The following is a 13,148-nucleotide window of genomic DNA, read 5'->3' as shown; positions in this document are numbered from 1 at the left end:
GACTTTTCAGTCAATTTCTCAATAAAAAGTGTACTCTTCAGTGTATACTGTAGTATGTACGCTGCATTTTCTTTCTAATCTTTCAGGGGGATTTTATGTCCATAATTCCAGATACTTGACCTTTATTCTTAAGCTAAAAACTGATTGGTACCTATGGTTTTTATAAAGAAAGTGCAAGAAATACTTTAAAGAATATGAAATAAAGGTAGAAAAGGTTTGAGTAACCAATCCAGGCATAAATTTGTCATGTATACCAAAAAGTAATTACACTAATATAATATTCACACTTATATGCCAATATAGATATAATACTAATTAAAGAGCATGTTATGCAAGAAGAAGTATCAGATTTTGCAGATGCTCTTTGTCAAAATAGATGTGATTCCTTTCGGGTGACACCCTCCTATATCTTTCTTTAGGTTATACAGAAGTCTAACACAATTATAGAACAAGCTTAAAAGTTCTGGTAAAGTAGTTTTATTTACAAAGAGTATGCTACTTGATATTGAAAAACGCAGCATAACAAATGCACTGTGGAAGTTACAAGAAGCAGATCAAAGGGAGATTTTAACTCTTATACAGAGATTTGAGTTGCCAGAAATATTAGCAAGAATATTAGTTAGTCGTGGTGTTAACATAGAAAATGCACATGACTTCTTACATCCACTAATCAGATCACTATTACCAGATCCCTTTTACCTCCTTGATATGGACAAAGCTGTTTCTCGCATAATAAAAGCAATAAACAATAATGAAAATATTGCAATATTTGGTGACTATGATGTTGATGGAGCAACGTCATCGGCATTGATTAATAGGTATTTAAGAACGATTGGAACACACTCTATAATCTATATTCCAGATCGTGTTGATGAGGGCTATGGATTAAACGTAGATGCTTTATTACAACTTAAAAAGAACGGAATTGACTTATGTATTTCTGTTGATTGTGGTACGCTTGCATATCAACCAATAGAAGATGCAAAGGTTTTTGGGCTTGATATTATAGTTGTCGATCATCACCTTGGTACAGAAAAGTTACCAAACGCTGTAGCAGTTGTTAATCCCAACCGCCTTGATGAAAGCTCTCCTTATACTAACCTTGCAGCAGTTGGAGTGTCATTTCTGCTAATTGTTGCCCTTAACAGAAGCCTACGTGAGCAAGGATTTTTTACCCACAAAAAAGAACCAGATTTATTTGATCTACTGGATTTGGTTGCTCTTGGAACTGTTTGCGATGTTATGCAGATCACAGGCCTAAATAGGGCTTTTGTTTTACAAGGATTAAAGGTTATGTCAGCAAGAAAAAACGTTGGCTTGCGTATTTTATTTGATGCTTTGGGAATCCTTGAAAAACCAAGTGTTTCACGATTAGGGTTTAGTATTGGGCCATGCATAAATGCTGGAGGAAGAATTGGAGAAGCATCACTCGGTGCAAGGTTGCTTTCCACTGATAATGAAGAAGAGGCGCATTCAATCGCGCTAAAATTAATAGATTTAAATAATGCAAGGAAGGTGTTAGAAAATGAGGCTCTCTTAGAAGCTACAACACAGGCAGAAAAATTTACCTTATTAGGTGTAAATTTTATAATGGTAAGTGGCAATTGGCATCAAGGAATAATTGGTATCATTGCATCAAGACTAAAGGAGCAGTTTCACCTACCAACGATAGTGATATCTTTAAACAACGGAATAGGAAAGGCAAGTTGTAGGTCAATTTCTGGAGTAGATATTGGTGCCGCGGTTCTTTCTGCAAAATTTACCAACCTAATCATTGAAGGTGGTGGTCACAGTATGGCAGCGGGATTTTCGATTAAGGAAGACAAAATAAGTGATCTACATGATTTTTTTACTGAAAGATTTGCAAACTCTACAAATGACAAAATCATAAAAGCCGATGGCATAGTAACAGCTAAAGCAATAAACTTATCCCTGTGGAATCAATTGCAACGCTTAGAGCCATTTGGTGTTGGCAACCCTGAACCGAGATTTATCATTCAGGGAGCAAAGATAAGAAAGCCGGAAGTTATAGGAGTTGATCATATAAAATGTTTTATTGCTGATGATAATGTTATGGTAAAAGCTATTGCGTTTCGCTCTGCAAATACTGAGATTGGCTCTGCTATTATGCAGGGTAATGTTAAAGCCATTTTGGGTAAAATCTCTATGAATTACTGGAATGGCAATGAATTTATACAACTTATGATAGAAGATGTCTTAACCATTAGTTAAGTTACTATTTTACAATAATTACCTATCAATCTCACCAAAGACTATATCGAGTGAACCGATAATTGCTGCAATGTCAGCAAGCATGTGTCCTTTTGCCATGAAATCTAAGGCCTGTAAATGCGCAAAGCCAGGTGCTCTTATTCGGCATCTATAAGGTCTATTGGTACCATCTGAAACTATATATACTCCAAATTCGCCTTTTGGCGCTTCAACAGCTACATAAGCCTCACCTTCTGGTACATGATATCCTTCCGAGTAAAGCTTAAAATGATGAATCACAGCTTCCATGGATTCTTTCATTTCTGCTCTTGGCGGTGGAGAAATTTTTCTATCTTCAGTTTTTATTGGCCCTTCAGGCATCTTCTCTATGCATTGCTTCACCAAGCTGATAGATTGTCTGATCTCCGCCATTCTTACTAAATAACGGTCATAACAGTCACCATTTTGACCGATAGGTATATCAAAATCTAGCTGATCATATATCTCATATGGCTGGCTTTTTCGCAAGTCCCAAGCAAGTCCAGCAGCACGGAGCATTGGTCCACTAAAGCCCCAATCAAGCGCCTGTTTTATTGATATTTCACTAATTCCTACAGTGCGTTGCTTCCATATCCTATTTTCTGTCAGAAGATCATCAACATCATCTATATACTTTGGAAATTGCTCTATAAACTTTGCAATATCTTCAATCAAACCTTCTGGGATATCTGCTGCAAGTCCACCTGGCCTTATATAAGCTGCGTGAAATCTTGCACCTGAGGCCCTTTCATAGAACTCGAGTATTTTTTCTCTCTCTTCAAAGAGCCATAAAAGAGGAGTCATCGCCCCAACATCAAGTGCTTGGGAAGAGACATTTAGTAAATGATTTAGTATTCTTGTCAGCTCACAAAATAGAACACGCAAATATTTTGCCCTAATCGGAACTTCGCACTGCAATAATTTCTCTACACATAACGAATATGCATGCTCTTGTGACATTGGTGACACATAATCAAGGCGGTCAAAGTAAGGCAGAGCTTGAAGATAAGTTTTATGTTCTATCAATTTTTCAGTGCCGCGATGCAAAAGCCCAATATGAGGGTCCGACCTCTCGATCACCTCACCATCCATCTCTAAAACAAGACGTAACACCCCATGTGCAGCTGGATGCTGAGGGCCAAAGTTTAGCATCATTGTCTTTAGATCTGGCATGTTTGGAAGTTTAAGATGTTAAAATTGTATAGGGTAAAATGTGCTTAAAGTCAATAGGCTTCTTGTACAAGCTATAACTCATCGTTACAATAGAAAAACTCTCAAAAACTTCACCACTTCTTCATGATCTGATAGACAATGTTTATGTGTCACATACAATTATTGCACTTATGTTGATCAAGGCAGCGAAATTATGTATAGATAATTTTGATTGAGAAATAGTTTTTTACTATATAAATTCTACTTTAGAGTAATCAAAATTAATGAAAAACAATAAATATAGTTTAGGCTTAAGGATCATTCATTGGTTAATGTCTGCTCTTATTATTGGTATGCTTTGTTCTGGACTGTACATGAAAAGTTTGCCGATTAGCAGTGAAATTAAATTCAGCATATACTCTATTCATAAGGCTTGTGGTATCACCGTTCTTGGATTAATTATAGTACGTATATTTTTTCGCGTCTTTACTTATGTTCCGCCATTACCAGCCAATTTTTCTCGATTCGTAATCAATGCGAGCAAAACGATACACTTTTGTTTATATGCTTTGATGGTGCTAATACCGCTATCTGGTTATGTCATGTCTTCTGCTTCTAGTAAAGAGATCAAATATTTTGTTCATATCCCTTTGTTAATCAATGAAAACAAAGAGCTAGCTAGTGCAGCTAATCAGCTACATTCGATGCTTGCATATCTTATGATAGTCTTTATAACCTTGCATATACTTGGTGCTTTAAAACACACATTTATAGATAAACAAAACATTTTTAAACGTATGATATAGGCTATATGTTGAGCAGGCTTTGGAAGAAAGGAACGAATTTTCTCGGTAGTGAGTTTGCAATAATGGGTGGTGCTATGAGCTGGGTTTCAGAGAGAAATTTGGTTTCAGCAATCTCAAATGCTGGTGGATTTGGCGTAATTGCATGTGGTGCAATGTCTCCAGATTTACTGAAAAAAGAAATCATAGAAACACAAAAATTAACTCATAAGCCATTTGGTGTAAACCTAATTACTATGCACCCAAATTTGAGTGAGTTAATAGATATATGCATTGAAACAAAAGTAAGCCACATAGTTCTCGCTGGCGGGTTACCAAAAAAGCCTAATATAGAAAAAATCAAGAATGCAGGTATTAAAGTTATGTGCTTTACACCAGCATTAAGCCTTGCGGAAAGGTTAGTAAAAATGGGAGTAGATGCATTAATAATAGAAGGAATGGAAGCAGGTGGGCACATAGGTCCAGTTAGCACTTCTGTTCTCGCACAAGAGATATTGCCTCATTTTAAAAATGAACAAATACCAGTGTTTGTCGCAGGTGGAATAGGAAGAGGCGAAATGATAGTGAACTATCTAGAAATGGGAGCAAGTGGCTGTCAAATAGGTACATTATTTGTCTGCACAAATGAGTCAATTGCCCACAAAAATTTTAAAGAAGTGTTTATCAAATCAGCTGCGCGTAATGCAGTATCTTCTGTGCAGATCAGTGCTGATTTTCCTGTAATTCCAGTAAGAGCTATAGCTAACAAAGCAAATGACGATTTTATGAAGCATCAAAGAGACATTATCGATAAATATCAAAATGGACAGATCTCAAAAGAAAATGGGCAGCTTGAAATAGAAAAATTCTGGGCTGGAGCTTTAAGAAGGGCAGTAATTGATGGAGATGTTGAAACAGGATCTTTAATGGCCGGTCAAAGTGTTGGCATGGTTGATAGAGAAAAGCCTGTAAAAGAAGTAATAGATATGCTAGTTCAACAGGCAAGCAATTATGTTGAAATGTAAAATCAGTAATCAGCAAAGAAAATAGTTAGCAAATTGCTATAATTATCCGTAATAAGGCATAACTGCCCAGTTTTAATGTAAAATTAACGCTAAAGAGGTATTCATACATTTTATTTGTATGAGAGGAATGTTATGCTTGATTCATCATATGAGGAAAGAGTGCTATTTGATAGCGCAGTAGGAAACAATACTTACTCATCTACCAGCGATCCTATCAGAAGTTCATAAATCTCAGATAAGAGAAAGGAGAAAACAGAGAATTATTCAGCATCAAAAACGAAAGAGTTGTACGAAATTATACACAAAAAGGTCACAAAAAAAACATACTCATGAAAATCTAAAAAAGGGAGATGGAACTATCACAAAATGCATAGAGTTGTTCAACAAAGGAGCTGATCCTAACGTATTAATTCAATTAGAAAAATTACTGAGAGAGCAAGAAGAATATCAAAAATATTATAGATATTATATTGACAACTTCCTTCCAGCATTGAAAAAAGAAGTAATGGGATTAGAGGTCAGACTTCCAGTATTTAAGAATGAAATAGAAAAATCACAAGGATCACCAACAGGAAGAGGAAAAATATTAGAAATAATTTCAGTAATTACTAATAAGAACAGTGATAAAAATCATTCTAATAGCACTATTCAAAATCAGAAAGGTTCTAGAAATAATCAAACAGATAGACAAGGTAATGTTATGGGATTATTTAAGAAAAAAATTTTCCTAGTGAAGTTGAAATTCCCAAAAATTCAGGTATTAATCCTCTGGAAAAGGATTCTTTAGCTAAGGGTGTAAGTGGAAAAGGAACCCCAGGAACATACAATACCTTGAGAAGTTCAGGTTATTATGGTAATTTAACAACTCCTACATCAGAACAATCGCAAGCAAGAAAGAAGATCGCACAATCACAATTGAATAGTCAATCTGACCTTTCGATTGATTGTAAAGATTTAAAGAATGACTTAGATAGTGGAGTAAGTTCACCTGGCTTGTTATCAAGTAGCAGAAGGAGCAGCTTAACTTCAGTAACAAGCACTTCATCTGAAGAAGATTTAGACTCAATATTAAGCTCTGCTAAGAAAAATAATAATCTACAAAAAGAGGAAATGCAACCAGAGCAAGTTGCAGCAGCAGAGCCACAGATGCAAGAAAGTGAAAATTCAGGTGATCAAGTTAAAGAAAAGCTAATATTAAAGAGTGAAGAATCTGGGCCAAAGTTGCTTGAGCTTAAACTTGAAAAAAAGAGGAAAAAGCTGTTTTAAATAAACAAGAAGCTGCTAATTACGAAAATAAGAGTAAAGTTAAAGAACCTCATAATAAAAATCTTCACGTCGCACTTGTAACAAGTTCTGCTCTCTTAGCAATAGGGTGCATTGTTGCAGGAGTAATGACATCAGGATTAGTAGGAGCAGGACTGTTTGTGGTGGCTGCAGTGTTTGCTACAGCTGCTACTGCTGAATTTTGTTCAAATATTCTGTCAAGTAAATTGACATCCATTAGTGTGAGTCCTCTTGTTGATAATAAAGAGCTAACACGGTGATAAAAGTTAAATATGAGTTACTTATGGTGAGCAAGTGAATTCGGTTCTTGCCTATTGATGTAAAAATTGTTACATTTGAGGGGTATCTTAAAGGTATTTAGCTGATGCATATTCAATTGGGTAGAGTTTTTGCTATTGTAGCTCTGTTAAGTTTTATCTTCATGTCATGTTCTAGCAAAGCAAGTGATGAATTGAAAAATATACCAGGAACGTTGAAAGAACTTATTTCTTCATTTTCAGTTAAAGATACTGTAGAAAATATAAGTCCCTCAACAATTATAGGTTTATGTATAGCTACAGTGATACTTGCAGTAGTGTTCAGAGGCCTAATTTTTTTCATGATAATATTTGGCGTACTGATCATGATGTTTGGAAGCACAGAAAAGGCAACAGATTACCTGAAAGAAAAATTCAACTTTGCAAAGGACATACAGTTACAATCCAATAACAAAAAAGAAGATAAGGATTCAGTAAGATAGATGATTCTTTATTATCTTTTTATTGAATACGCATGATATTGTATGCAACCAAAAATACCAGCTACTAGCTCTAATTCTGAAAAAAAGAACAATTTAGCGTTACTAGAAAGTATTAATTTAGATTTTATCCCTTATGCTTGCCACTACGATGAAGAAACTATACTAACAAAACAGGGGGAATTGTTAAAAATAATCAAATTAGAAGACTATTCTTCAGTTGATAACTATGGTGATCTTAGAACTGAAATTAGAAAAAGTATATCAAAAAATATCAAGAGTTTATATTTTACCGTTTGGATTCACACTGTCCGTAAGCGCAATAAACTGATCTTACAGTGGAATAAAACTGCAGACTTTTCCGATCAGCTACACTCAACATGGTTTAATAAACTAGTTGATAGTAAACTACAGTATATAAATGAGCTATACATTGTGGTGTTACTTAGTGATTTTGGCAAACATATTAATAATGCATTTTTTTTTGGCAGGATAAAGAATAGGCACAAGTTATTTTTACAAAAAAATCATCAAGAATTACAAAAAATAACTGACCTGATTCAAAAAGATTTAGAACCTTTTGGAGCTAAAAAACTGGGCCTTAGGTCTAGTGAAGGCAAAATATATTCTCAGATGATGGAATTTCTCCATTACATTATTACATTAACGCACAAAGATTATCCGATATGTGAAAGGGATCTATCGCAGCATGTGAAAAACCTAAAAGTAGCTTTCGGTTTCAATAAATTTCAAACATCGTTTGAAGGTCAACAGAAGTTTGGTTCTATTTTTTGCATAAAGGAATATCGAGAAATCCCCTTAGAAAATATAGATAGGTGTTTGCAACTTGACTCTGAGCTTATCATCACAGAAATAATAATATTTACTAGTAATAATAAAGCAGTAAAAGAATTCAAAAAACAAATTAATATACTGCAAATCAGTGAGGACAATACCTTACTTCAAAACTCAGGAATAAATGAAATAATAGAGCTTGAAAAAATTTCTGCTATGGATTTTTGTCAACAGAAAATTATTGTTACAATCTTTGCAGATGATAAGAATAGGTTAGCTAAAAATATCAGCGATTTATCCTCTGTAATGTCGTTAATCGGGTTGATGATGTTTAGAACTGATCTGCACATGGAAAATCATTTTTGGGCACAGCTTCCTGGAAACTTTGCTTTTGTTACACAACCAAAAAATATATTAGAAAAATATGCTTGCAGCTTTGCTATGTTGCATGATTTTACATCAGGTACGTTAAAAGGAGGAAGATGGAAAGAAGCAGTAACAGTTTTTTTTTCAAAAAAAGGCAGTCCTTACTTTTTTAACTTTCATGGAAAGAAAAATAATGGTCATACCACAATACTTGGAGCTCCAAATTCAGGTAGAACCTCACTGATCAATTTCTTACTTTCGGAATCAAGAAAATTTAACCCTAGGATTGTTATATTGGATAATACTGGAAAATCAATAATATTTACTAAAGCAGTAAGCGGCCAATATTACATAATTGATCCAAAATATAAAGATAAAAGTCTAAAATTTAACCCACTGAACATTGAAGATAGTGCTTCTAATCGCAATATGCTTGTTGAATTGATCAAAAGGATGGTTGCAGATGCAAGTTTGGTAGACGTAGAAGAAAAGACAAAAAAAATTGTAGATTCTATATTTACTATACCAAGAGAATCACGCTCTATTTCTCAAATTTCTGAAGTGCTTTTACTTCTTGGAGGCAAAATAAGTAAATGGTGTGGTGAAGGTGAATTTGCTTACTTATTCCAAGATGGTGATGAGTCAGATATTGACTGGGGAACAAAAACTATATCCCTCAATACTGCAAATCTCACTAAGCAAAAAGAATGTATGTCCGTGATACTTTACTATTTCTTATACTCTTTCGAAGCAAAATGTGATGGCTCACCTGCAATACTTGTTTTGGATGAAGCATGGGAGATAAGTAATATTTTTCCCACAGAGGGAGAGTTTGACGACTGGATGCAAAGAATGACAAAGTTAAATGTTGTAGTAATTCTAAGTACTGAAAACTTAAACCTAGCATTTGCTAGCAAGTTTACTCAATATTTAGATAAGCATGTCGATACGAGGATCCTGATGCCGAACATAAATGCAAACAGGTTATACATGAAAGCATTTTCTCTGTCGAAAGAGGAACTGAATGTCATTTTGCAAACACCAACACAGGAAGGTTTATTTTTGATAAAGCAGTACAAAGGTTTAGTAACTTTAAATCTAGATTTGAAGAATATAAAAGAAATACATGTACTTTCAGCTAATAAAGAGACTATAAAGTATATGTATGAGGCGATGAAGGAAAAAGGCGAGAAAGTGAGTAAGTGGTTACCGGTGTTCTATGAAAAATGTAAAGCTTAATTTTTTATTGATATTCTCCTTGATATTTTGTCTTTCTTATCAAGGATATGCTGATTGTCCGCGTTTTGTGGAAAGTAATACTGATATTGAGGCAAATGCAAGTAAAGTAGGTAAAGGCTTTTGGAACTTCTTTACTGGCAAGTGGGGTAGCCTGGATTTTGATCCTCATCTATTAAAAGAAATCAAAGTAACAATGGTGAAAGATCAAGGAGTAGGCGGTTACTTCGATCCAAAAATTAAGGTCTGCGATTACGAAGGGAACGACAACTGTTATATATTATCCAGTGGAACATTCTGCCGCAAGATATATGGAACGCAGAGTACAGGAGCTGGAATTTCTGCAGCAGCTTTTATCGATTGGGAAGGAGATAAAACAAAGGCTGGAGGAGAAATTGCTCAAGGTCTTGGATGGGAATGGGTAGATGGTGTTACTGATGAAGAAAAAGTAAAATTTGCTAATTCTCCTAAGATATGCGCTTGTAGCCAAAAGGGTGCTTGTATGTCAGGAATTTCTTCATGGGGCTCTAGAGTATTTTCTGGGGAAAATATTTTTCGTCCTGGAGAGATGGAAAAAGCTTGTGATACATGCTATCAAACAAAGGTAAAGTGTGCCCCTGTACAACTTGCACCTGGCCCACCTCCATTTTGTGAACAACTTGCGATGTCACCACCACAAGTTAGAATTGTCCCTATAACAAATGAAGACAATGATTACTTTCATCCAAGAGTTGGAGTCATTATTGGTGAGCTGAAAGAAAGAAGAGAGCTACCTTTTCCACGCGTTATTTCAAGTAATAAAAACATTCAAAGTGCTACATACTCTATTCCAGATAAAGATACCCACCATCACTTTAATACTTATAGAAAAAAAGGTCAGCTCTGCACTGAATATTATGGTACTGAGAGAGAAGAGTCCAAAAGAAAATTACAATTTCCTGCTCGCTGCTTCCCAGCGCCACCTGCTCCAAAGATTGAAGAAGTGAGCATACCAAAGCCTAATGAGGGTAAAGGCGAAAATACGCTAAAAGTAAAAATGAAGATAAGTGAGAACGTTTGTACTTATGACGCACGTGGAACTCACAGTAATGGCATCTGTACTTTTTATGTTAATAAAAATTCTCCTACATACATTGGCCATCTGCCTTTAATAGTAGTAAAGCCAGCAATAGTAGAAAAAACAACCAATAGCGGTAATAGAAAAAGTGATATCGATAACATAATAGAAGGTGTATTAAAAAATAATTCGCAATTTGAAGTTCTCAAAAAGTATGGATGCGTTCCCGATATTGAAACAGAATGTAAAGAGCTTCAGAATGGTAAGTGCAAACTAGATGACTCAGGATATCCAAAAGTAGAAATAAAATATAAAGAAAATCCTAAAAGTAAAATGCTCTGCCTTTCTGGTTGGCAGCCGGAACCAGAAGAGCTTGTTGTTGAAAAAGGAAGTGAGCTAATACCACTGAAGTCAGTAGGAGCAAGCTATGCTAAACACAATACTGTTTACTCGAAAGAATCAAATCAATCTTATTATTTTCCCTGTAACGAAACAATTGAGGTTTTAGCAAAGCCACAAGATGCACTAGATGAAATAATATTCAATAAAAAAGGATATATTTCTATTCCTGCTGAAAATAAGCCTAGAGATAATTGCATGGCGAAAGAGGATAAAGAGGTAGATACAAAACAAAATTGTGACAAATGCAAAATAGTATATGAGTTAACAGATGGAAAGTATGAAGAAAAAAATTGTAATCATGGTGATGATGGTTGCCTCTGCTTTGATGGAGTGTGTAGTCGCTCAACACAGTATATAGGCAAGGATAATAAGCCTTTTTACTTAAGAGTTTCACAAGATGAAAGTGGCGTTGTAACGAAGTTAGATAATCCAATTAAAGCAAATAGAACAGAAGTCTTTTTCGCTGATAAATTATGCAGGTTCGATTTAGACGGTTTAAAAAAGAGATTGCGTGAAATAATAATAGCACAATTGAAACATAAGAAGCAGATTATTGAAAACAGGGATCAAAAACTTTATGAGCTTGGAGATGGCTATACAGATGATCTGTCAATGTATGATTACGTTGAAATAGAAGCATGGGGAGGTGGTGAAGCTGGTCATATAGCTGATAAAGCTCAGTCTACAGAAAATAGACCAGGAACGCCAGGTGATTACATTAAAGCTAAACTGAGAGTCAACCCTAGTTATCCATATATTAAAGTAAAAGTAACAGAAGGAGGTGGTGGACAAGAAAATCATATATCTAACAAGGATGGGGGACCTACTTTAATAAAAATGCGCAGAGACCTTTCAGAAACAATTTGTAAAGATTTAATTACTGTTGCAGGTGGAGGTACACACAGAACCTATGGGGGAAAGAATTACAAAGATACAATAATTCATGAAGAAAGTTTAAAATTAAAAGAAGAAATTAAGAAAGGGGAAAAGCTAAACTCTAGTAAAGATAATAAAATAGCATATATAGAAAATGGTGAGATTGGGTATAAAGATGTAACAAAGTGTAGTAAAAACTACGTGAATAAAACATATGGTGCTGGTGGTTGTATCAACAAAAGCAGCAAAAGTTATAGCAAGGGCGCTCCTGGTTATGTGAAAATTAAACCTATATTTGATGAAATTAATAAAGAAAGAGTAAAAAAAATAGATGATGCTATTGAAAAAATGATACAAAATCCAGATGACATCACAGGTATTGATGATTCCTTAATAAATAAACTTGATCAAAAGATTATTGATACAATTAAAGAAGAAATTAGAAAAGAATTGTTAGGATTATAGTCAAAGGACCCTGATGGTTGCAAATGGGGTAAAGTTGAATTTACATCACTGAGAGTATCTGTTCAGATGCATGTGAAACCAGTGTTTCTTTTTTTGTATCTCAGTTCTCATAATGTCATCCCAGTGCATAACGCACAGCTGTACAGAACATTGAAGATGTCATTCCAGTGCGTGACACTGGAATCCATGTAAATTTAACTGGACGCCAATGTCACAAACTAGTTTTCTCATCTATCTTATTTTGCCACTCTGCTGAACAGATACGTCAATTTCATCTACTGATGAGCTAGGTCTGCTATCATTTATATGTTGTACCAAAAGCTCCATAATTTTTTTTTGCTCATAAAATTGCTGAAATGAATATATTCTATTCGAGCCAACTAACACGAAGTATCCTCCTTGTACATTTGGAGGATTATCATGCCAGCTAATGTTTCTTACGTACTCAGCAGCTTGTAAGGAATTATCTCCTGAAAGGTTTTTAATATTAGGATCAGCACCTTTTTCTAGCAGTAATCTTGCCATTTTTTCATTACCTTTCATAGCTGCTATATGTAGAGGTGTATTGCCAAGCTGATTGCCAATATTGACATCCACCCCTTCTACACTAAGTAATAATTGAGCTACCTCGTCATGGCCATTATTAACAGCTACACACAAAGGATTCATACTGGTATCACAGCCATTGACTTTAGCACCATTATCAAGAAGCAACTTAACTA

Annotated in this window: 11 protein-coding genes; 8 read left to right on the top strand and 3 right to left on the bottom strand. The window is 34.9% G+C overall.

Annotation, left to right across the window (positions count from 1 at the left end):
• The first annotated feature begins 492 nt into the window (after positions 1-492).
• On the top strand, positions 493-2,232 hold the full coding sequence (gene recJ, locus ABWU64_RS00960) for a single-stranded-DNA-specific exonuclease RecJ (protein ID WP_341815499.1): 1,740 nt from the start codon (positions 493-495) through the stop codon (positions 2,230-2,232).
• A gap of 18 nt (positions 2,233-2,250) precedes the next feature.
• On the opposite strand, the gene ABWU64_RS00955 is transcribed toward recJ, so the two are convergent.
• The gene (locus ABWU64_RS00955; protein WP_341815500.1) at positions 2,251-3,423 is read right to left on the bottom strand and encodes an NADH-quinone oxidoreductase subunit D; all 1,173 of its coding nucleotides are present in this window, start codon (positions 3,421-3,423) and stop codon (positions 2,251-2,253) included.
• Between the two features lie 263 nt (positions 3,424-3,686).
• On the opposite strand from ABWU64_RS00955, the gene ABWU64_RS00950 reads away from it, so the two are divergent.
• From ABWU64_RS00950 to ABWU64_RS00935, 4 genes are all read left to right on the top strand, one after another.
• Positions 3,687-4,208, top strand: a complete 522-nt coding sequence (locus ABWU64_RS00950) for a cytochrome b (RefSeq protein ID WP_341815501.1) — start codon at positions 3,687-3,689, stop codon at positions 4,206-4,208.
• Between the two features lie 5 nt (positions 4,209-4,213).
• Positions 4,214-5,209, top strand: coding sequence for an NAD(P)H-dependent flavin oxidoreductase (locus tag ABWU64_RS00945; protein ID WP_341815502.1), 996 nt, complete (start codon positions 4,214-4,216; stop codon positions 5,207-5,209).
• A 376-nt stretch (positions 5,210-5,585) separates the two neighbouring features.
• The gene (locus ABWU64_RS00940; protein WP_353279666.1) at positions 5,586-5,996 is read left to right on the top strand and encodes a hypothetical protein; all 411 of its coding nucleotides are present in this window, start codon (positions 5,586-5,588) and stop codon (positions 5,994-5,996) included.
• Positions 5,997-6,040: 44 nt separating this feature from the next.
• On the top strand, positions 6,041-6,475 hold the full coding sequence (locus tag ABWU64_RS00935) for a hypothetical protein (protein WP_353279665.1): 435 nt from the start codon (positions 6,041-6,043) through the stop codon (positions 6,473-6,475).
• Positions 6,476-6,539: 64 nt separating this feature from the next.
• Here ABWU64_RS00935 and ABWU64_RS00930 read toward each other — a convergent pair whose 3' ends face one another.
• Positions 6,540-6,710, bottom strand: a complete 171-nt coding sequence (locus tag ABWU64_RS00930) for a hypothetical protein (RefSeq protein WP_353279664.1) — start codon at positions 6,708-6,710, stop codon at positions 6,540-6,542.
• Between the two features lie 147 nt (positions 6,711-6,857).
• Between ABWU64_RS00930 and ABWU64_RS00925 the strand changes: the two genes are divergently transcribed.
• Genes ABWU64_RS00925 through ABWU64_RS00915 form a run of 3 tightly spaced genes read left to right on the top strand, consistent with a single transcriptional unit; the run spans position 6,858 to position 12,426 of the window.
• The gene (locus ABWU64_RS00925) at positions 6,858-7,232 is read left to right on the top strand and encodes a hypothetical protein (RefSeq protein ID WP_015587929.1); all 375 of its coding nucleotides are present in this window, start codon (positions 6,858-6,860) and stop codon (positions 7,230-7,232) included.
• Between the two features lie 42 nt (positions 7,233-7,274).
• Positions 7,275-9,629: a type VI secretion protein gene (locus ABWU64_RS00920; RefSeq protein ID WP_353274410.1), complete on the top strand. Its 2,355-nt coding sequence runs from the start codon at positions 7,275-7,277 to the stop codon at positions 9,627-9,629.
• On the top strand, positions 9,610-12,426 hold the full coding sequence (locus tag ABWU64_RS00915) for a hypothetical protein (protein WP_353279663.1): 2,817 nt from the start codon (positions 9,610-9,612) through the stop codon (positions 12,424-12,426). Before ABWU64_RS00920 ends, ABWU64_RS00915 begins: the two co-directional genes overlap by 20 nt.
• A gap of 231 nt (positions 12,427-12,657) precedes the next feature.
• Here the strand turns inward: ABWU64_RS00915 and ABWU64_RS00910 are convergent, their stop codons facing one another.
• Positions 12,658-13,140 (bottom strand): ankyrin repeat domain-containing protein, encoded by a 483-nt coding sequence (locus ABWU64_RS00910; RefSeq protein WP_353279871.1) that lies wholly within the window; start codon positions 13,138-13,140, stop codon positions 12,658-12,660.
• Between the last annotated feature and the right edge of the window lie 8 nt (positions 13,141-13,148).

The sequence above is a fragment of the Wolbachia endosymbiont (group B) of Xanthorhoe designata genome (assembly GCF_964028585.1).
Classification (GTDB): domain Bacteria; phylum Pseudomonadota; class Alphaproteobacteria; order Rickettsiales; family Anaplasmataceae; genus Wolbachia.
Note: the sequence above shows the minus strand (reverse complement) of the source record. Positions and strands in the feature narration are given on the sequence as shown.

Coding starts and splice junctions, on each gene's coding strand:
- ABWU64_RS00945 (WP_341815502.1), top strand. CDS start 4,214: ATGTTGAGCAGGCTTTGGAAGAAAGGAACGAATTTTCTCGGTAGTGAG.
- ABWU64_RS00930 (WP_353279664.1), bottom strand. CDS start 6,710: ATGGATGTCAATTTACTTGACAGAATATTTGAACAAAATTCAGCAGTA.
- recJ (WP_341815499.1), top strand. CDS start 493: ATGCTACTTGATATTGAAAAACGCAGCATAACAAATGCACTGTGGAAG.
- ABWU64_RS00925 (WP_015587929.1), top strand. CDS start 6,858: ATGCATATTCAATTGGGTAGAGTTTTTGCTATTGTAGCTCTGTTAAGT.
- ABWU64_RS00920 (WP_353274410.1), top strand. CDS start 7,275: ATGCAACCAAAAATACCAGCTACTAGCTCTAATTCTGAAAAAAAGAAC.
- ABWU64_RS00915 (WP_353279663.1), top strand. CDS start 9,610: ATGAAAAATGTAAAGCTTAATTTTTTATTGATATTCTCCTTGATATTT.
- ABWU64_RS00955 (WP_341815500.1), bottom strand. CDS start 3,423: ATGCCAGATCTAAAGACAATGATGCTAAACTTTGGCCCTCAGCATCCA.
- ABWU64_RS00950 (WP_341815501.1), top strand. CDS start 3,687: ATGAAAAACAATAAATATAGTTTAGGCTTAAGGATCATTCATTGGTTA.